General features: G+C 46.0%; 18 protein-coding genes and 1 riboswitch. Of the genes, 7 read left to right on the forward strand and 11 right to left on the reverse strand.

The features are described from left to right. Positions 1 to 117 precede the first annotated feature (117 nt). From cgtA to rplU, 3 genes are all read right to left on the reverse strand, one after another. Entirely contained in the window at positions 118 to 1,293 is a 1,176-nt protein-coding gene (gene cgtA / locus ACWYVB_RS17675) for an Obg family GTPase CgtA (protein ID WP_005383091.1), read from the reverse strand. A gap of 206 nt (positions 1,294 to 1,499) precedes the next feature. Further along, complete coding sequence (gene rpmA / locus ACWYVB_RS17680; RefSeq protein ID WP_005383095.1) at positions 1,500 to 1,757, reverse strand: 50S ribosomal protein L27; 258 nt, start codon at positions 1,755 to 1,757, stop codon at positions 1,500 to 1,502. 20 nt (positions 1,758 to 1,777) lie between these two features. Then, a complete protein-coding gene (gene rplU, locus ACWYVB_RS17685) occupies positions 1,778 to 2,089 on the reverse strand; it encodes a 50S ribosomal protein L21 (RefSeq protein WP_005383096.1) in 312 nt (103 codons plus the stop codon). Positions 2,090 to 2,345: 256 nt separating this feature from the next. On the opposite strand from rplU, the gene ispB reads away from it, so the two are divergent. Then, positions 2,346 to 3,317 carry an octaprenyl diphosphate synthase gene (gene ispB, locus ACWYVB_RS17690; protein ID WP_203346697.1) on the forward strand — a complete coding sequence of 324 codons (972 nt, stop codon included), beginning with the start codon at positions 2,346 to 2,348 and terminating at the stop codon, positions 3,315 to 3,317. Positions 3,318 to 3,406: 89 nt separating this feature from the next. Here the strand turns inward: ispB and ACWYVB_RS17695 are convergent, their stop codons facing one another. Both ACWYVB_RS17695 and mdh read right to left on the reverse strand, forming a co-directional pair. Beyond that, on the reverse strand, positions 3,407 to 3,598 hold the full coding sequence (locus ACWYVB_RS17695) for a hypothetical protein (RefSeq protein ID WP_005392299.1): 192 nt from the start codon (positions 3,596 to 3,598) through the stop codon (positions 3,407 to 3,409). Between the two features lie 113 nt (positions 3,599 to 3,711). Continuing rightward, positions 3,712 to 4,647: a malate dehydrogenase gene (mdh, locus tag ACWYVB_RS17700; protein ID WP_046874036.1), complete on the reverse strand. Its 936-nt coding sequence runs from the start codon at positions 4,645 to 4,647 to the stop codon at positions 3,712 to 3,714. A 359-nt stretch (positions 4,648 to 5,006) separates the two neighbouring features. On the opposite strand from mdh, the gene argR reads away from it, so the two are divergent. The 4 genes from argR to ACWYVB_RS17720 all read left to right on the forward strand — a co-directional run bounded on the left by argR (position 5,007) and on the right by ACWYVB_RS17720 (position 10,208). Continuing rightward, positions 5,007 to 5,477 carry a transcriptional regulator ArgR gene (gene argR / locus ACWYVB_RS17705; RefSeq protein ID WP_031780246.1) on the forward strand — a complete coding sequence of 157 codons (471 nt, stop codon included), beginning with the start codon at positions 5,007 to 5,009 and terminating at the stop codon, positions 5,475 to 5,477. Between the two features lie 405 nt (positions 5,478 to 5,882). Next, positions 5,883 to 6,851: a TAXI family TRAP transporter solute-binding subunit gene (locus tag ACWYVB_RS17710; RefSeq protein ID WP_005392302.1), complete on the forward strand. Its 969-nt coding sequence runs from the start codon at positions 5,883 to 5,885 to the stop codon at positions 6,849 to 6,851. A 295-nt stretch (positions 6,852 to 7,146) separates the two neighbouring features. Beyond that, entirely contained in the window at positions 7,147 to 9,726 is a 2,580-nt protein-coding gene (locus ACWYVB_RS17715; RefSeq protein ID WP_005392305.1) for a TRAP transporter permease, read from the forward strand. Positions 9,727 to 9,770: 44 nt separating this feature from the next. Continuing rightward, on the forward strand, positions 9,771 to 10,208 hold the full coding sequence (locus tag ACWYVB_RS17720; protein WP_005392306.1) for a universal stress protein: 438 nt from the start codon (positions 9,771 to 9,773) through the stop codon (positions 10,206 to 10,208). Positions 10,209 to 10,271: 63 nt separating this feature from the next. Here the strand turns inward: ACWYVB_RS17720 and ACWYVB_RS17725 are convergent, their stop codons facing one another. After that, a complete protein-coding gene (locus tag ACWYVB_RS17725; RefSeq protein WP_046874038.1) occupies positions 10,272 to 11,348 on the reverse strand; it encodes an alkene reductase in 1,077 nt (358 codons plus the stop codon). Positions 11,349 to 11,440: 92 nt separating this feature from the next. Between ACWYVB_RS17725 and ACWYVB_RS17730 the strand changes: the two genes are divergently transcribed. After that, the gene (locus ACWYVB_RS17730) at positions 11,441 to 12,388 is read left to right on the forward strand and encodes a LysR family transcriptional regulator (RefSeq protein ID WP_005392310.1); all 948 of its coding nucleotides are present in this window, start codon (positions 11,441 to 11,443) and stop codon (positions 12,386 to 12,388) included. 18 nt (positions 12,389 to 12,406) lie between these two features. Here the strand turns inward: ACWYVB_RS17730 and thiQ are convergent, their stop codons facing one another. The 5 genes from thiQ to mpl all read right to left on the reverse strand — a co-directional run bounded on the left by thiQ (position 12,407) and on the right by mpl (position 17,976). Then, positions 12,407 to 13,111, reverse strand: coding sequence for a thiamine ABC transporter ATP-binding protein (gene thiQ / locus ACWYVB_RS17735; RefSeq protein WP_005392312.1), 705 nt, complete (start codon positions 13,109 to 13,111; stop codon positions 12,407 to 12,409). Further along, a complete protein-coding gene (gene thiP / locus ACWYVB_RS17740; protein ID WP_080619246.1) occupies positions 13,111 to 14,697 on the reverse strand; it encodes a thiamine/thiamine pyrophosphate ABC transporter permease ThiP in 1,587 nt (528 codons plus the stop codon). Before thiP ends, thiQ begins: the two co-directional genes overlap by 1 nt. Positions 14,698 to 14,738: 41 nt before the next feature. Then, entirely contained in the window at positions 14,739 to 15,731 is a 993-nt protein-coding gene (gene thiB / locus ACWYVB_RS17745) for a thiamine ABC transporter substrate binding subunit (RefSeq protein ID WP_005392316.1), read from the reverse strand. Positions 15,732 to 15,803: 72 nt separating this feature from the next. Next, positions 15,804 to 15,940, reverse strand: a riboswitch (TPP riboswitch). Between the two features lie 37 nt (positions 15,941 to 15,977). Next, on the reverse strand, positions 15,978 to 16,613 hold the full coding sequence (locus ACWYVB_RS17750; protein WP_005392319.1) for a flavin prenyltransferase UbiX: 636 nt from the start codon (positions 16,611 to 16,613) through the stop codon (positions 15,978 to 15,980). Between the two features lie 4 nt (positions 16,614 to 16,617). Further along, positions 16,618 to 17,976 carry a UDP-N-acetylmuramate:L-alanyl-gamma-D-glutamyl-meso-diaminopimelate ligase gene (mpl, locus tag ACWYVB_RS17755; RefSeq protein ID WP_005392320.1) on the reverse strand — a complete coding sequence of 453 codons (1,359 nt, stop codon included), beginning with the start codon at positions 17,974 to 17,976 and terminating at the stop codon, positions 16,618 to 16,620. Positions 17,977 to 18,288: 312 nt separating this feature from the next. Here mpl and fbp point away from each other — a divergent pair, with 312 nt between their 5' ends. Then, a complete protein-coding gene (gene fbp / locus ACWYVB_RS17760) occupies positions 18,289 to 19,305 on the forward strand; it encodes a class 1 fructose-bisphosphatase (RefSeq protein WP_005392321.1) in 1,017 nt (338 codons plus the stop codon). Positions 19,306 to 19,387: the final 82 nt, after the last annotated feature.

Genomic DNA, 19,387 nt, shown 5'->3' on the forward strand with positions numbered 1-19,387 from the left:
CGGCTATTGTGCCGTAAATCACACCATCTAAATATGATTTAGATACAAAAAAAGCCGCAATAAATAAATTGCGGCTTAATGAATTATAGACAAACAGGCATTGTTTGACGGTTCTGATTAGTCACGAACGTAGACAACGTGACCGTCATCTTCTTCATCGTCCCAATCATCCCAATCGTCGTCATCATCTTCAGTGATAACGTCTTTACCCGCCATCGCATCTTTATGGTAGTCATCCCACATGAAGTTAACTTTATCTTCTTCAGCCACTTCTTCCTCTTCGCGAGGTAGGTTATCCATAAAGTCAGCCAATTTGTAACAAAGCTCTTTAGTACCGTTACGATTGATCGCCGAGATCTTAAAGTACTCGTCTTCCCAGCCTAGTGCGTCTAAGATTTCTTGGATCTTCTCATTCGCTTCTTCTTCAGGCATTAAATCAACTTTGTTGAATACTAACCAGCGTGGCTTGCTTGCCAGTTTTTCACTGTATTGCTCTAGCTCATCAATGATCGTCAGTGCATTTTGCACCGGATCAGACTGATCAATTGGCATAATATCGATCATGTGCAGCAACACTCGGCAACGCTCTAAGTGCTTCAAGAATCGAATACCAAGACCAGCGCCATCTGCTGCACCTTCGATAAGACCTGGAATGTCTGCAACAACAAAGCTTTTCTCTGGTACGACACTCACTACGCCCAAGCTTGGGATCAACGTCGTGAATGGGTAATCAGCGACTTTTGGTTTTGCTGCTGAGACTGCGCGGATAAAGGTTGATTTACCTGCATTAGGTAGACCAAGCATACCAACGTCAGCAAGAAGCAATAGCTCAAGGCGAATTTCACGTACTTCACCTTTTGTGCCTAATGTTCTTTGACGAGGCGCGCGGTTTACTGAAGATTTGAAACGCGTGTTACCTAGACCGTGCCAACCGCCTTTTGCGATCATCACTTTCTTACCGTGTTCAGCAACTTCTGCCACGATTTCATTTGTGTGGATATCCACTGCGCGCGTACCTACAGGCACACGAAGAACGATGTCTTTACCACGTTTACCAGTACAGTTACCACCGCGGCCATTCTCACCACGCTCCGCTTCGTAGAAGCGCTGGAAACGATAATCAATCAGAGTGTTAAGGTTTTCATCGGCTTGGATATAAACATCACCACCGTCGCCACCATCACCGCCATCAGGGCCACCTTTAGTGATGAACTTTTCACGCCAGAAACTCACAACGCCGCTACCGCCGTCGCCAGCCTGAACTTTTACTACCGCTTCATCTACGAACTTCATCTTTTACTCCGACTACTTCGTGCGTGGATTAAATCTACTTTGTCATCTGACAATTTTAGCAGATGACAGATCTAAGCTCCCAGCCCACAAATAAGGTGGAAACGAGAAACTTCGATATGTCGACTGCCATAAATAAAAAACCCCGCCGATTCGGCAGGGCTTTTGAATTCAGCTTAAAGCTATTAAGTAACTTGGTAAAAACCTAATTACTCAGCTTCGATGCTTACAAACTTACGGTTCTTAGGACCTTTCACTTCGAACTTCACTTTACCTTCAGTAAGAGCGAATAGAGTGTGGTCTTTACCGATACCTACGTTGTTACCAGCGTGGAACTTAGTACCACGTTGACGAACGATGATGTTACCTGCAAGTACAGATTCACCACCGAAACGCTTAACACCTAGACGTTTGCTTTCTGAATCGCGGCCGTTACGAGTAGAACCACCAGCTTTTTTGTGTGCCATTGTTAAACTCTCCTAATAGATTAAGCGTTGATACCAGTGATCTTCACTTCAGTGAACCACTGACGGTGACCCTGTTGCTTACGAGAGTGCTTACGACGACGGAACTTAACGATTTTAACTTTATCGCCACGACCGTGTTGTACAACTTCAGCAACAATTTTGCCGCCCTCTACAAGAGGAGCACCAACTTTGATGTCTTCGCCGTTAGCAACAAGAAGAACTTTATCAAATTCTACAGTTGCACCAGTTTCAACGTCTAATTTCTCTAAACGAAGAGTTTGACCTTCGCTTACACGGTGTTGTTTACCACCAGATTGGAAAACAGCGTACATATTTTACTCCGCTTTTTCCGCACAGCCTTTCTTGAGGGTGTGCGCTAAACTAATCATCAATAGGGCGCAGATTCTACAGAATAGATGCTCCTATGACAAGCCATATTTTGAAAAAATTGGCGAAAAGCTAATCGCCAAAGAAAAGTGCGGCAATCATGCCCTTTAGTAATGTATTAATCAACGTTTTTTAGTGTATTATTCGACAATTATATAAATCGAATAAGCCTTGCAGGGTCTAACTTCAGCCGGATATACGATGGATTTTAAAACTATCCAAGCGCTTACTGCCGATGACATGGCAAAAGTGAATGAAACAATTCAAGCCCAACTTAATTCTGATGTCTCTTTAATCAACCAGCTCGGTTTTTATATCGTGAGTGGTGGAGGCAAACGTCTGAGACCGCTTTTAGCGATACTGTCAGCCCGCGCACTTGGTTACCAAGGCAACGGTCATACCATGGCAGCTGCGTTTATTGAGTTCATCCATACAGCGACTTTGCTGCATGATGACGTGGTCGACGAATCAGACATGCGCCGCGGTAAAGCAACTGCGAATGCAGCATTTGGCAATGCTGCTAGCGTGTTAGTTGGGGACTTTATCTATACTCGCTCATTCCAAATGATGACGGAGCTAGGATCCATGAAGATCCTTAAGCTAATGAGCAACGCCGTAAACGTGATCGCCGAAGGTGAAGTTCAGCAGTTGATGAACTGTAACGATCCTGACACGACAGAAGAAAGCTACATGCAAGTCATCTACTCTAAGACGGCACGCTTATTTGAGTCTGCAACTCAAATTGGCGCAATCTTAAACGATGCTCCTGAGCATGTTGAAATCGCAATGCAAAATTACGGTAAGTATTTGGGTACTGCGTTTCAGCTTATTGATGACGTCATGGATTACACCTCTGATGGCGAAGACATGGGTAAAAATGTGGGGGATGATTTGGCTGAAGGCAAGCCAACTTTGCCTCTACTTCACACTATGCGTAATACCACGCCAGACAATGCCCTCATGATTCGCGAAGCAATTGAGAAGGCCAATGGCATGGATCGCTTAGAAGAAATTCTCGCGGTGATGAAAGAGGCCGGATCTCTGGAATACACGACGCAAAAAGCACTAGAAGAAGCAGACAAAGCAATCGAAGAACTATCAGTATTGCCGGAATCTGAATACAAGCAAGCGCTTATTACTCTGGCTCATGTCGCGGTACAACGCACGAAGTAATCATAGCAACCCATAACGCAAGACTTAAAACAAAAAGGAAGAGCAAGCTCTTCCTTTTTTGTATCTGATACCTAATGCCGTGATAAGCGCTAGTAATATCTGTCACTACCGCCATGCAGTTGTGGGTCATCTTCTATTTCATCAAAGCTAACCGCAATCTGCTGATCAGAACCTTGTTTCGACAACAGTACCGTCTCTGCTTCACGGTCGACCACCAATATCGTACCTACGCCCTGCTGGCATTCAACAACCATGCCTTTACGGATTCGACTTGCTTCCATCATCTTCTCCTTCACCACGTTGTTTTGATCAAGTAATTTTACGAAGCAGAGAAGCCAAAGATCAAAAAAGCCGATCATTTTGATCGGCTTTCTTCTTATTCGAGCTTTCTAGATTACTTTGCGAATTCAACACCAATATTGATGTCGCCATTTAGTGTTTCTAGCATACCGTCTAGTGCAGACTTTTCGTAGTCGCTGAGTTTGCCGTAGCTTAGTACTTCTTCTACGCCTTCTTTACCTAGTTTCACAGGCTGTGCAAAGTAAGTCGCATGCTCACCGTCGCCTTCAACGTATGCACATTCAACTACGCCTTCTTCACCTTGAAGGGCACGAACTAGAGACAGACCAAAGCGACATGCAGCTTGGCCCATTGATAGTGTTGCACTACCACCACCCGCTTTCGCTTCTACAACTTCGGTACCTGCGTTTTGAATACGTTTCGTTAATGCTTCTACTTCTTCAGCTGTAAAGTCAACGCCTTCCACTTGAGACAGTAGAGGTAAGATCGTTACGCCAGAGTGACCACCTATAACAGGTACGCGAATGTCACCTGGATCTTTGTCTTTTAGCTCTGCAACGAATGTTTCTGAACGGATAACGTCAAGTGTTGTTACACCGAACAAGCGACGCTTATCGTAAACACCCGCTTTCTTAAGTACTTCAGCGGCAATTGGCACTGTTGTATTTACCGGGTTTGTGATGATACCAACACAAGCTTTCGGACAAACAACCGCAATCTTCTCCGCTAGCGACTTAACGATACCAGCATTTACATTGAATAGATCCGCGCGATCCATACCAGGCTTGCGAGCAACACCTGCAGAAATCAGCACAACATCCGCACCTTCTAGTGCTGGAGTAGGATCTTCACCCGCGTAACCTTTGATAGAAACTGGCGTCGGGATGTGGCTAAGGTCAGCAGCCACACCAGGAGTTACTGGAGCAATATCGTATAGGGCTAAATCAGAACCAGCAGGAAGACGGTTCTTAAGTAGAAGGGCCAGGGCTTGACCGATGCCACCAGCGGCACCAATAACGGCTACTTTCATGTAGTTCTCCTTGAGAGTATTTCTCTTATAAACGTATTCGTAGGGTAGTTTGTAACCAACTTAAATAAAGCTATCGGAATCACAACTTGATTACAATCAATTAACGCTAGCTTTGCGACCTCGCGCAACTCGCTGTTACCGTGCTACAAATGGGGCTTGGATTATTCTTTTATTCTGTTGAAATGACAAGGAATTCAAGAAAACAAAAACAGCCCTACTTCATATAGTTAAAGAATTCCATGTGGTATATAGTTTACAGTGACGTAACTAACATAATACTGGGACTCTTTGGCACCGCATGAATATATATGCGAGAATATGCAAAATTGCTGACCCGTAATAAGAGATTCGTAATGACTATGCGCAATTCAGAAAAACAAGACAACTTAGTCCGCGCCTTTAAAGCCCTATTAAAAGAAGAGAGCTTTGGCTCACAGGGTGAGATTGTTGATGCACTCAAACAACAAGGATTTGAAAGCATTAACCAATCGAAAGTATCACGCATGCTGACTAAATTTGGCGCCGTCCGCACACGCAATGCAAAAATGGAAATGGTTTACTGCCTTCCTGCTGAGCTAGGCGTACCGACTGTAAGCAGCTCTTTGCGTGAACTGGTGCTAGACATTGACCATAACGCGGCATTAGTTGTTATCCATACTGGCCCTGGTGCTGCGCAGTTGATTGCTCGCTTGCTTGACTCACTGGGTAAATCCGAAGGTATTCTTGGTGTTGTTGCAGGTGATGACACTATCTTTATCACTCCAACGATGGCGATTACGACTGAACAGTTGTTCAAATCAGTGTGTGAACTGTTCGAATACACTGGCTAAGTTCTTTCACATTTAGATCAGCTAACTCTTTGTGGGCTATAAAAGAAATCTCATTTTGTAGCCCATGATTTATGTAAATTTTTTGCTTATCCAGACCATTATTTAACCACCTATTTTGTGATTAACATCACGCAATTGATCTTTTTCACTTCGTTCACTTAATACTTATTAAGTGTTTGTTATAAAAAGAATTAAATCACAAATCTAACACTATCCTCCTGCACAAGATTCAGACTTATCAACTATAACATTTAACAATTGGATAATTTTCTGCCAATTTTTTGTTATGATTCGCTCGCTTTTTCAAACGATTGGATTGGAAAAGATGCCGTTTCCAAATAGGAAACTCCAGAAGTGATTTATGGTTATTTCCGGGTAAATAATGAATATAAGGAAGGGAAATTCATGGCATTTAACAAACTTCTCAAAGTAGGCGCTATCGCTGCAGCAGTAATGGGTGCAGGCGCAGTTAACGCTCAAGAGTTTATTACTATCGGTACTGGCTCTGTTACAGGTGTTTACTACCCTACTGGTGGTGCTATCTGTAAATTGGTCAATAAAGGTCGTAAAGAACACAACATTCGTTGTTCAGTAGAATCGACTGGCGGCTCTATTTACAACGTTAACACTATCCGTGCTGGCGAGTTAGATTTTGGTATCGTGCAATCGGATTGGCAGTACCACGGCTACAACGGTACGAGTAAGTTTGCGGAACAAGGCCCGTACAAAAAGCTACGTGCAATGTTCTCTCTTCATACAGAACCTTTCAACATCATTGCTCGTGCAGATTCAGGTATCGAAAACGTTGAAGACCTAAAAGGTAAGCGCGTAAACATCGGTAACCCTGGCTCTGGTGACCGTGCAACCATGGGCGTTGTTATGGAAGCGATGGGCTGGACAAACGACAGCTTCAAATTGGCTTCTGAGCTAAAGGGCTCTGAGCGTTCTCAAGCACTTTGTGACAACAAAATTGACGCATTCATTTACATGGTGGGTCACCCGAACGGTTCAATCAAAGAAGCAACAACATCATGTGATGCTAAGCTAGTTTCTGCAACAGGCCCGAAAATCGATAAGATTGTTGCTGATAACCCATACTACGCCTTTAGCTCAGTGCCAGCTGGCATGTATCGTGGCACAGACAAAGACGTAAACAGCTTTGGTGTTGCAGCAACGATGGTTACAACAGCAGACGTTTCAGACGATGTCGCTTACAACGTTGCAAAAGCCGTGTTTGAAAACTTCGATACGTTCAAACGTCTACACCCTGCGTTTGCAAACCTGAAAAAAGAAGACATGGTGAAAGCGGGTCTATCTATCCCTCTTCACCCAGGTGCAGAAAAATACTACAAAGAAGTGGGTCTACTTAAGTAACTTCCTCAGACTCCAAGCTCACAGGCAGGAAAAGATGGTTTTCTGCCTGTTTGAGCATGCAGGTTGTAGCACGTGCTAACTGCATGCTTCATTCGCCAGTTTTCTTCCGAAAATTGCGAGTTCATACCCAAGAAAAACTTAAACGCCGCCTAGCAGAGTCTCCAAAATTCAACACTTTGAGTTCAGGCAGCAAAATACTCGAAAGCAAACTTCGCTCCATTCGCTACACTGATAAAGGCGAAGTGTGGTTCTCGATAAAAATCCGACAGGACCATCAATAATAAGGAAAAAGTACATGGCGACGAATCAAGCTCCGTCACAAGATGTGCAAGAAATGGTGGCTCAGGCAGACACAGGTGCACGTAGCCCCTCGGGAATGCAAGGACGAATCCTTTGGTTTGTTCCTCTGTGTTGGTCACTATTTCAATTATGGTACGCATCTCCGCTACCATTTATTTTTAATTTCGGCGTACTGAACGACACGGAAGCGCGATCAATCCACCTCACTTTCGCGATCTTCTTGGCTTTCACTGCTTATCCAGCGATGAAAAATTCCCCTCGCGATCATATCCCTCTTGTCGATTGGATATTGGCGCTAGCAGGTAGTTTTTCTGCGGCATATATTTACCTTTTTTATACCGAGCTAGCTGGACGTTCCGGTGCACCAACAACGGCAGATATCGTCGTTGCTGTCATCGGTATGGTTCTCCTTTTAGAGGCAACACGCCGAGCGCTCGGTCCACCACTGATGGTGGTTGCTGCTGTCTTCCTTACTTACACCTTTGCAGGCCCTTACATGCCCGATGTCATCGCGCATAAAGGAGCGAGCTTAAACAAGGCCATGTCTCACTTATGGCTAACAACGGAAGGTGTATTCGGTGTCGCATTAGGCGTTTCAACCTCTTTTGTGTTCTTGTTTGTATTGTTTGGCGCCATGCTGGAACGTGCTGGCGCAGGTGCTTACTTCATTAAAGTCGCCTTTTCTTTACTGGGTCATATGAAAGGTGGTCCTGCAAAAGCAGCCGTTGTTGCATCTGGTTTATCCGGGCTTGTTTCTGGCTCTTCAATCGCAAACGTGGTAACCACTGGTACCTTTACCATCCCATTGATGAAACGTGTCGGTTTTCCGGGCACTAAAGCGGGAGCCGTTGAAGTTGCCGCCTCAACTAATGGTCAGTTAACACCACCAATCATGGGCGCAGCGGCATTCTTGATGGTGGAATATGTCGGTATCTCATACGTTGAGGTGATTAAGGCTGCCCTACTTCCGGCACTTATCTCTTACATCGCTTTGATTTACATCGTTCACCTTGAGGCGTGTAAAGCGGGTATGACAGGTCTTCCTCGTCGCCACAACCCAACGTTAGTGCAAAGTTTGCTTTCCTTTACTGGCACAATCTTAGGACTGTGTGTGATCAGCGCATTGGTTTACTACGGAGTGGGTTGGACGAAAGATGTCTTTGGTGATGCCGCGACGCCAATTGTTACGGTTGCCCTGTTAATTGCGTACGTTGGCTTGGTAAAGATCTCAGCAAATCATGTGCAAGATGGCGCAATTGAGATTGATGCAGAGTTAACAGAAGTACCAGATCCTGGCCCAACGGTTAAATCTGGTTTGCACTATCTACTGCCTATCGTTGTATTGGTTTGGTGTCTGACTGTAGAGCGCTTCTCGCCAGGTCTTTCAGCATTCTGGGCAACGGTGTTCATGATTTTCATTTTGCTGACTCAGCGTCCATTGATTGCTCTGTTATCAAAGCAAGGTGACATGCTTCAGCAAACCAAAGATGGCTTCGTCGATCTGGCAGAGAGCTTGGTTGCTGGCGCTCGCAATATGATTGGTATCGGCGTTGCAACGGCAGCGGCAGGTACCGTAGTTGGGGTCGTCACCCTAACGGGTATCGGCCTGGTCATGACGGACTTCGTTGAGTTTATCTCTGGCGGTAGCATCATTCTTATGCTGCTGTTTACTGCAATAATCAGCTTGGTTCTTGGGATGGGTCTCCCGACAACGGCGAACTACATCGTAGTATCTACGTTGATGGCACCGGTTATTGTCACGCTAGGTGCAGCACATGGCTTGATCATCCCACTCATTGCGGTGCACTTGTTCGTTTTCTACTTTGGTATTTTGGCCGACGACACCCCACCCGTAGGTCTTGCGGCATTTGCGGCGGCTGCGATTGCTAAATCAGACCCAATTCGTACAGGTATCCAAGGCTTTACTTACGATATTCGAACCGCCATTTTGCCATTCATGTTTGTGTTCAATACCCAACTACTGTTGATGGGGATAGACTCTTGGTGGCATTTAGCACTCACTGTCATCTCATCGATCATTGCGATGCTGATCTTCTCCGCCGCAACACAAGGATGGTGGTTCACGCGTAACAAGTGGTGGGAAACCGTTCTATTATTAGTACTGACATTTTCGTTTTTCCGTCCTGGTTTTTGGTGGGACATGCTGTATCCAGCGAAAGTTCTTTCTCCTGGCGTTGAGGTAGCTCAAATCACGGAAACGCTAAATGTAGGAGAATCATTGGAGCTACGTGTTGCCGGCGAAAACCTTGAGGGCGACTACATCGAGAAAACGGTTCGTCTTCCATTCGAAGACAGTGCGACAACAGCGGAAGCACGTATTTCGTCTATGGGTCTGATGCTGACCGAAAGCGACAACAAAATGATTGTCGATATGGTCGAGTTTGGTAGCCCGGCAGAGTCTGCAGGTATCGACTTTGATTGGGAGATCAAGTGGGTTATCCAAGATGCAGAACGTCCGATGAAAGAATGGGTATTTGTGCCATGCTTAATGATTTTGCTGGTGCTTGCCATGAACCAAAAACGTCGTGCTCGTAAGGAACAATTGAGCGCATAACCGATTTGGCCCCGAGGACAAGGGGCCTTAGTGAGAGACATTGAATGTACAAACAAATTCTTGTTCCGGTTGATCTAAATGACCAAGGCTTTTCAGACCGAGCGGTTGAACTAGCGGTTTGGCAGGCAAAGCAAGCGAATGCGCAAATCCACCTTCTAACAGTACTACCTGGTATTCACATGTCGATGGTTGCTACATACTTCCCAAAAGATGCAGCAGCCAAAATGAAGCAAGACGTGAAGCAGCAATTAAAAGCTTTTGCCAATAAGCATATTGCTGAAGATGTGGTGTACCAAGTACATGTTGCTGAGGGCAAAGCCTACGCGACGATTCTTGATTATGCAGAGCGCTTGGGCGCTGATCTCATCATTATGCCAAGTCACAAGCGTTCTAAAATCAATAAAGTAATGCTTGGCTCTGTCGCAAGTAAGGTCGTGGAATATTCTCCAATCAATGTGATGGTCGTGAAACCGCAAGGTTAAACAACTAAAGAAACGAAAAAGGACGCTAACATTAGCGTCCTTTTTATATTGAACAAGTAAGGATTATGCCATTACTGGGTAATCGGTATAACCTTCTGCTCCACCTAAATAAAAGTGCTCAGGTTTTGCCTCATTAAGAGGTGCATTTTTCTTAAATCGCTCAACTAAATCTGGGTTGGCGATAAATGGAACGCCAAATGCGACCACATCAACTTGATTTTCTGCAATTGCCGTTGTCGCTTCTTGTGCACTGTAGCCCACGTTGGCCATTAGGTAACCTTGATAGTTTTCGCGTGCTGGCTTGAGAACATCTGCTTTTTGTACGCCCTTTAGATCCGCACGCATCACGTGCCAATAAGCAAGATCGAAAGCATTAAGTTGCTTAGCTAAGTAACGAACCAAGCCAACCGGATCGCTGTCTTTCATGTCATTAAATCCATTTAATGGTGATGTGCGCAGCCCTACTCTTCCAGGTCCCCATACCTCGACCACTTCTTTAACTATCTCAAGTAAAAAACGGGCACGATTTTCGACTGAGCCACCGTATTCATCAGTACGTAAATTCGAACCATCACGAAGAAAGTTATCGATAAGATAACCATTGGCGCCATGTATCTCCACACCATCAAAGCCTGCTCTCTTGGCGTTTTCCGCACCTTGCTTAAACGCTGCCACAATGGAAGCTATCTCATCCACTTCGAGTGCTCGTGGTACCGTATATGCTTGCTTACCTGAAGGGGTATGAACTAACTCATCACGAATGGCTAGTGCGCTCGCTGCAACAGGCGTTTTCCCGTCATTCAGTTCAGGATGACAAGCGCGTCCCGCATGCCAAATTTGCAATACGATCTTACCGCCTCTTTCATGAACCGCATCCGTTACCTTTTTCCAAGCTGCAATTTGTTCTTCGTTATAAATGCCCGGTTCTGCCATAAAAGCAGACGTTCCTTCCATCACCATGGTGCATTCAGCAATGATAAGTCCAGCACTCGCGCGTTGAGCATAGTACTCAACCATAAGGTCATTCGGGATATGATCTGCGCTGGCACGAGCGCGCGTTAAAGGGGCCATAATGGCACGGTTATCTAATGCTAATTGACCGAGTTCGATAGGAGAAAATAAGTCTACAGAGTTGGACATGTTGTTTACCTCAAATGACAATAACTTGATGGCTAAGGATGAAGAGCCAGACTATAATCAGATCAATATTGAAACAATATGGATAATTGAAAGTGATTGTTCGAAATTTAGAAACAATTGACTTTAGGACGCTCTCTATCTTTGTCACAAGCTGTCGACTACTGAGCTTAACCAAGTGCGCGGCGGAGTTAAACCTACCAAAATCTACTGTTAGTAAAGCCATAACCAAACTCGAACAACACTTTGAAGCCAAGCTCCTAGAGCGCACGACCCGAAAGTTGGTGATTACCGAAGCTGGTCAAATGGTTTTAGAGCGTGCTGCAAGCTTAGTTGAGGAATTTCACTCGATTGGTCAAGACGTTCAGGAAATGGAACAGCAGATCCAAGGTCGGCTTCGCATTGCTGCGCCGCCAGCCTTGGATGCGTATATGGCTGAGCACATCTTTTTACCATTTTTAAAACAATGGCCAAAAGTACAAATTGCGTTAGAAGCATCGAACGATTTTGTTGATCTGTTTTCACACGGTTTTGATATGGCAATTCGAGTCGGCCAGATCGTCGATGATCGACTGATTGCTAAAAAATTGGGCTACACCACCCGAGTATTGGCCGCCAGTCCTGAGTATTTAGCTGAGTGCGGTGTACCTGAGACTCCAGAAGATCTGACAACACACAACTGTTTGAGATACCAGTATGTTTCAGAGATAGGCCCTTGGACGTTGATTTCGCAGGACAGCACCGTCAACGTCTCGGTAAGCAGTAACTTCTCTAGCACCACCGTAGAAGCGGTATTAAAAGGCGCACTCAAAGGATTAGGAATCGCTAACTTACCTATGCAAAACATGACGCAAGAGCTGGAAAATGGCTCCTTAGTCAGAGTTTTACCTCAATGGCACACGGTACCAATGCCTATTTATTTAGTCTATCGTCCTGGCGCAAACCGAACGCGACGAGTACAAGCGATGATTGACCATATCATGAGCCTAAGATCTCAGTTTGAATTTGGTCCTCGACATGGTTTGTGTTGCGGAGAAGCATAACCTAGCAACTATCAGGCACTAGCATGCTGCTCGGATAAATGCCGCAAGCTTCTCACTAGCATGCTGTTCACTCAATGCAGACATATCACCCGCGGCTTCCACTTTACCATCTGCCACAAACACAAAGTGGCTGGCAATCGCTTTGGCATCGCTTAAATGGTGCGTGACCATCAATACGGTTATTCCCCGCTCTGCTGCGAGTTTTTTTACCAAGCTCAGCATCTCTTCACGTAAAACCGGATCAAGCGCCGAGAAAGGCTCATCTAACAGCCACATGGGATGAGGCTGAACAAAACAACGCGCCAAGGCAACACGTTGACGCTGCCCTCCAGAAAGGTGCTCAGGCAAACGGTCGAGGTACTCTGCAACGCCAACTTGCTGCGCCGCTTGTTCAACCTGACGTTTTTGGTCTACCGTAAGCTTTAGCCCTGGGTGTAAACCTAAGCCAATGTTGTCACGCACCGACAAGTGAGAAAACAAGTTATGCTCTTGGAACAGCATGGAGAAAGGACGCTGATAAGGCTCTTTGTGCACAATCGACTCACCATCAACCCGAATGTCACCTTGGTCAGGATGGATAAACCCAGCCACCAACGCTAGCAACGTCGATTTTCCAGCCCCACTTGGTCCCATCAGCGACACTATCTGACCTTGCTCAATCGTTAAGTCAAAACGAAACAGCTCACGTTGGTAGGTGTACTGCACATCATCCAACACTAACATTACGCTCTCTCCTTCGTTTTCAATACTTTCTCAATCAAGGCAAAGCAGCCCACACTCAACAACAACAAGGTCACCGATACCACCGCAGCCGCGTCCATCTGATAGCTGCCAAGCAGCTGGAATAAATACAGAGGTAAAGTGCGGAACTCTTGTCCGCCAAACAACGCGATAGCACTTAAATCTCCAATCGCAAACATAAAGCTGATCGCAAACGCATGTGCGAATGGCTTGCGCAGCGCCTGCCACTCCACCACTTTAAAGCGTTGCCAGCCACGCATGCCTAAACTGGCGCACACATACTGGTATTGCTGCTCGATGTGCAGCATTGGCTGTGCCAGCGTTTTGATCACGTAAGGCAAAGCCATCAAACCGTTCACCAGAATCACAACAAAAAACGCCAAGCTAAAAACATCGGTAAATGATCGCAACAGCAAGAATAATCCGGTGCTAATCACCAAACCTGGCGTCACCAAAATAATGGTGCCGATTAGCTCAATCTGATCGGCTCGCGTGTTTTTGTACTGCAACCGCCAACGGCGACTGGTCAACAATATGGACACGCCCGCAGCGACCGCAAGCGCACTGGCTAACCCTGCCACTTTGAGTGAGTTAAATAACGCAGACCAAAAACGTTCATCGGTTAACACCGTCCAAACTTGTTGGTTGATGCCACTCAGTAACACCATCAATAACGGTGGTATCACCAGTAAAAAGGCACCTATGACCCAAAAGCTATCCCAAGCTTTTGACCACCCATGATCCTTCGTTAAATATTGCTGTACCGATGTGCTGCCAGCACTGATAGAAACAGGCTTTGTTAACTTCTGCACTCCAATCGCAAGCAGTCCACATAACAGCATCTGCCACAGCGCCAATAACGCCCCAGCTTGTAAATCAAAATCAAACTTAATCGCTTGGTAAATTGCCAATTCAATGGTGGTGGATTTTGGCCCGCCCCCCAATGCCATTACAGTGGCGAAACTGGTGAAGCACAACATAAATACCAAACCACAAACGTGGGGAAGTTGCTGTCTTAAACGCGGCCATTCCACCCAACGAAACTTATTCCAATGGTTCATACCTAAATGCGCACACAGCTTATGTTGCTCGGCAGGAATAGATTCTAATGCTTGCAACAGCAAGCGCGCCGCGTAAGGTAAATTAAAGAACACATGGGCGAGTAAAATGCCGTTCAAACCGTAAATAGAAAATGGCAGTTTGCTATCGAAACTCTGTAGCCACTGCGCTAACAAACCGCTGTTGCCATAAATCGCTAGTAGCCCGAAAACACCAACCAAAACAGGCAAAACTAGCGTCGATGCAAACAGCTTAAGCAGTAATGACTTACCCCAAAATTGGCGACGTGAAAGCGCATGCGCAACTGGAATGGCAAAGCCAACACTGAGCAATGTGGAAAGAAAAGCTTGGTAGAAGCTGAACTTGGTGACATGTTGATAATACGGGTCGTCCCATACCACAGACACATCAAGTGAAGGGGCTTGAACAATCAAAGCACCTAGGGCAGAAACAACAAAGGTCGCGATGATCATCGCGACCCCTAAACCTATTTTTGGAACAGAATTCAAAGGTAAAACCTATCTCATTCAGATGAGGGGTGGAACGTCAGCTAAAACATCAGTGCGCTTTGCCATTCGCGAATCCAAGACTTACGCATTTTTGCCACTTCATCAGCACTAAAGCTCAACGACTTGTTTGGAACGCTCAAGGTTTCAAAACCTTTAGGTAACTCAACGTCAGTAACAGGGTACATCCAGTTACCCGTTGGCATCGCTGACTGGAACTCATCACTTAAAATGAAATTCATAAATTGATCAGCAAGTTCTGAATTTTTTGCCCCTTTCACTTTAGCGGCGACTTCAACTTGCATGTAGTGACCTTCAGCAAAATTCGCCGTCGCAAACTTTGAATCGTTTTCCGCAATTAAGTGGTACGCAGGTGACGTAGTGTAAGAAAGCACTAAGTCCGACTCGCCGTTAAGGAACATGGAATACGCTTCTGACCAACCTTTCGTGACCGTTACGGTTTTGCTCGCTAGCTTCTGCCACGCTTGCGTCACATCGTCGCCATAAATGGATTTCATCCACAGCATCAAGCCTTGGCCCGGCGTTGACGTACGCGGATCTTGATAAATCACTTTCAAATCGTCGCGCGCTTCCACCAGCTCTTTCATGCTTTTCGGCGGATTAGCCAGTTTCTCTTTGTTGTACACAAACGCGAAGTAACCGTAATCGTACGGTACAAACGTCGTATCGCTCCAACCGTTTGGTAACACTGTGTTGGCCGTATCCACATTGTGCTCAGTAAGCAAACCGGTTTTCTTCGCTTCAGCCATCAGGTTGTTATCCAAACCTAACACGATGTCGGCTTTGCTATTACCGCCTTCAAGACGAAGACGATTCAGGATCGACACACCATCGTCCAACGCAACGAAGTTAACGTCACAGCCACATTTTGCTTCAAAAGCTTGCTCGATTTTAGGACCCGGCCCCCAATCTGCAGCAAAAGAGTCGTAGGTATAGATAGTTAATGTGTTTTCAGCAGCAAACGCTGAAGTAGAGGTGATTGCAGCTAAGGCAATCAGATTTAGAGTGGGTTTCACTGCTCGCTCTCCATGAGTATTTCAGAGAAATAAGTTGAGCGGCACAGGGTTTGAGGCGGCTATTAAGGATTTCCAATATCCAGACTCAATTCCTACGCCAGCATTATCTGGTTCAGGTAATACGGGTCCCTAGTAAAGCACTTAGGTCTCAGCGCCCAAATGCATTGATTGACTCAATGCAAAATGGGTTTGCTCCCCGATGAGTTGGATGGATTGTAAAGGTATTTGAGTGGTTACACAATCAGCTCACGAGCGCTGGTCATAGCCCCAACGAGGCACTAAACCTTGCTCAATACCTAAGTGGTCGAGAATTCTCGCCACCATAAAATCCACTAAGTCTTCAATGCTCTTTGGCTGATGGTAGAAGCCCGGAGCCGCTGGCATGATGGTGACGCCCATTTGCGATAGCTTGTGCATGTTCTCCAGATGCAGCGTTGAAAATGGCGTTTCACGAACCACGAGCAACAACTGCCCGCGTTCTTTCATTACCACATCAGCCGCCCGTTCGATCAAGTTGTCCGACATACCATGCGCGATCGCCGCAACACTTCCTGCTGAACATGGGCAAACCACCATTTGCTTTGGTGCCGCTGAGCCAGACGCTACTGGTGAGAACCAGTCATCTTTACCACAAACAGTGATGTTATTTGGATCACAGTTGAGATGTTCCACCAGCGCTTGCTTTGCGGCGTCTGGCCCACTTGGCAGCTTAAGGTTGTGTTCGGTTGCCATCACAACGCGAGCCGCCGAAGAAATCAGAACGTAGACATGATAATCCGCCGCGACTAAACATTCTAAAAGGCGCAGACCATAAGGCGCACCAGATGCTCCAGTTAACGCTAAAGTGATGGCTTTTTCTGCTTGCTGCTGTTTGTTTTGCATAAAATCAGACTTTTTGTTTAAGTTGCTCGAGGAGCTTGCCGTGAATACCGCCAAAGCCACCATTACTCATCACGAGGATTTGGTCACCTGGCTGCGCACGTTCAACGATTTTCGCTACAAAGTTATCGATGTCAGCGTCAACAAAAGCAGGTTGCTGACATTGTTCCGCGATATCTTGCACCGACCATTCGATGTTGTCTGGTTGGAATAAGAACACTTCATCTGCGCTGTGTAGCGAATCCGCGAGTGTGTTTTTGTGCACGCCGCGCTTCATAGTGGCAGAACGAGGTTCCAACACGGCAAGAATGCGTTTTTCGCCTACCTTGTTACGCAAACCACCGACGGTGAGTTCAATTGCCGTTGGGTGATGCGCAAAATCATCGTAAACCGTGATGCCTTGTTCTTCACCTTTGAGCTCTAAACGACGCTTAGTGTTGATGAAACGGCCCAGAGCCTGACAAGCAAGTTCCGGCGTTACACCAACGTGTCGTGCGGCGGCAATCGCCATTAACGCATTATCAACGTTATGGTCACCCACCAAATTCCATTCGACGGTACCAACCTTCTCGCCTTGCAACGCAACGTCAAATTTTGAGCCATCAAGCACTAATTTGTGCGCTTGCCAGTCGCCACCAACACCTGAAAACTGCTTTTCTGTCCAGCAACCACGCTCTAATACATCCGCCAAAGCTTGGTCTTGCTTCGGAGCTAAGATTAAGCCATTTCCGGGAACCGTTCGCACTAAATGATGGAATTGGCGCTTGATCGCCTCTAGATCATCGAAGATGTCAGCATGATCAAACTCAAGGTTGTTCATGATTAAGGTTCGAGGATGGTAGTGCACAAACTTAGAACGCTTATCGAAAAAAGCACTGTCATATTCGTCCGCTTCAACGACAAAAAACATGCTTTCACCCAAACGAGCAGAGACTCCAAAGTTACCAAGTACTCCACCAACTAGGAAACCAGGTTGATAACCGCAGTCTTCGAGTATCCAAGCCAGCATGCTCGACGTGGTCGTTTTACCGTGTGTACCCGATACCGCCAATACCCAGCGATCGTGCAGCAAAAACTCGTTGAGCCACTGCGGACCAGAGGTGTAGCGCATGTTGGTATTGAGCACATGTTCAACACATGGGTTACCACGGCTCATGGCATTACCGATCACCACAAGGTCTGGTTGAGGGTCGAGTTGAGACGGGTCGAAGCCTTCAATAATTTCAATACCTTGAGACTCAAGCAACGTGCTCATCGGTGGGTAAACGTTGGCATCAGAACCAGTGACTTTATGCCCTAATTGGCGCGCTAAAATCGCAGCGCCGCCCATAAATGTGCCACAGATACCCAAGATATGAATGTGCATAAACTAAACCTTGTAATGCGTTCTTTAATGCTTTCATTATCGCGATCACAACCAGAAAAGCGAGAGACTTTAGCCTTCTTCTTGCAGTCCCTTTCACAAATATGACAAGGTTGAACACAGACTGTACAACCTCTTGCTTACTGATGAATACCTCAAGCAAGTCTACAAATAAATTGAGATCTCAAACAGTTACTTCATTACCATTAAAAAGATCTGCGACTTAAACTTACATCCAGCGCAATCGTTTAACATCCATAAAGAGATGCTCACTTGCGCACTACCCCCAATGAAATGAAAATGTAAGGATTAACCATGTCAGGACTGCGCACCCTAGGCGAGTTCATTGTCGAAAAACAAGCGGATTTCCCCCACGCTAGCGGTGATCTATCATCCCTTTTAGCCTCCATTCGTTTAGCTGCAAAAATCGTTAACCGCGAAATCAACGCAGCGGGTCTCGGTGATATCACTGGTGCTGTAGGCACGGAAAATGTCCAAGGTGAAGACCAGCAAAAGCTCGATGTTTACGCGAACGATAAGTTCAAAGCCGCGCTTGAAGCTCGTGACCAAGTGTGTGGCGTTGCCAGTGAGGAAGAAGACGAAGCGGTTGCTTTTAACAAAGAGCTCAACCAAAACGCCAAATATGTGGTACTGATGGACCCACTTGATGGTTCTTCTAACATCGATGTGAACGTCTCTGTCGGTACTATCTTCTCTATTTATCGCCGTGTTTCACCTATTGGCACACCAGCGACAGAAGAAGATTTCCTTCAGCCTGGTCATAAGCAAGTTGCCGCTGGTTACGTGATTTACGGTTCATCAACCATGTTGGTTTACACCACGGGTAACGGCGTAAACGGCTTTACTTACGATCCATCTATCGGCAGCTTCTGCCTTTCTCATGAAAACATGATGATCCCAGAAGAAGGCAAGATTTATTCGATCAACGAAGGTAACTACATTCGCTTCCCTCAAGGGGTGAAGAAGTACATCAAGTACTGCCAAGAGAATGTGCCAGAAGACGGTCGTCCATACACTTCTCGCTACATTGGCTCATTGGTTGCTGATTTCCACCGCAACTTACTGAAAGGTGGTATCTACCTTTACCCTAGTACGCAAAGCCATCCTCAGGGCAAACTGCGTCTACTTTATGAATGTAACCCAATGGCGTTCTTAATTGAGCAAGCGGGCGGTATTGCATCAGACGGCGTCAATCGCATCATGGATATCAAACCAACCGAATTGCACCAACGTGTGCCTTTCTTTGTGGGTTCTAAGAACATGGTTCGCAAAGTTGAAGAGTTCCTTGAACTGCACCGCGACGAAGAATAATTTCAGACCTTTGTCCAACGCGGCAGGTGTTTACCTGCCGCGTTTTTGTCGCTAAAGTGAAACGCGAATTTATCATCAGATG

The organism is Vibrio sp. JZG10 (assembly GCF_054064075.1).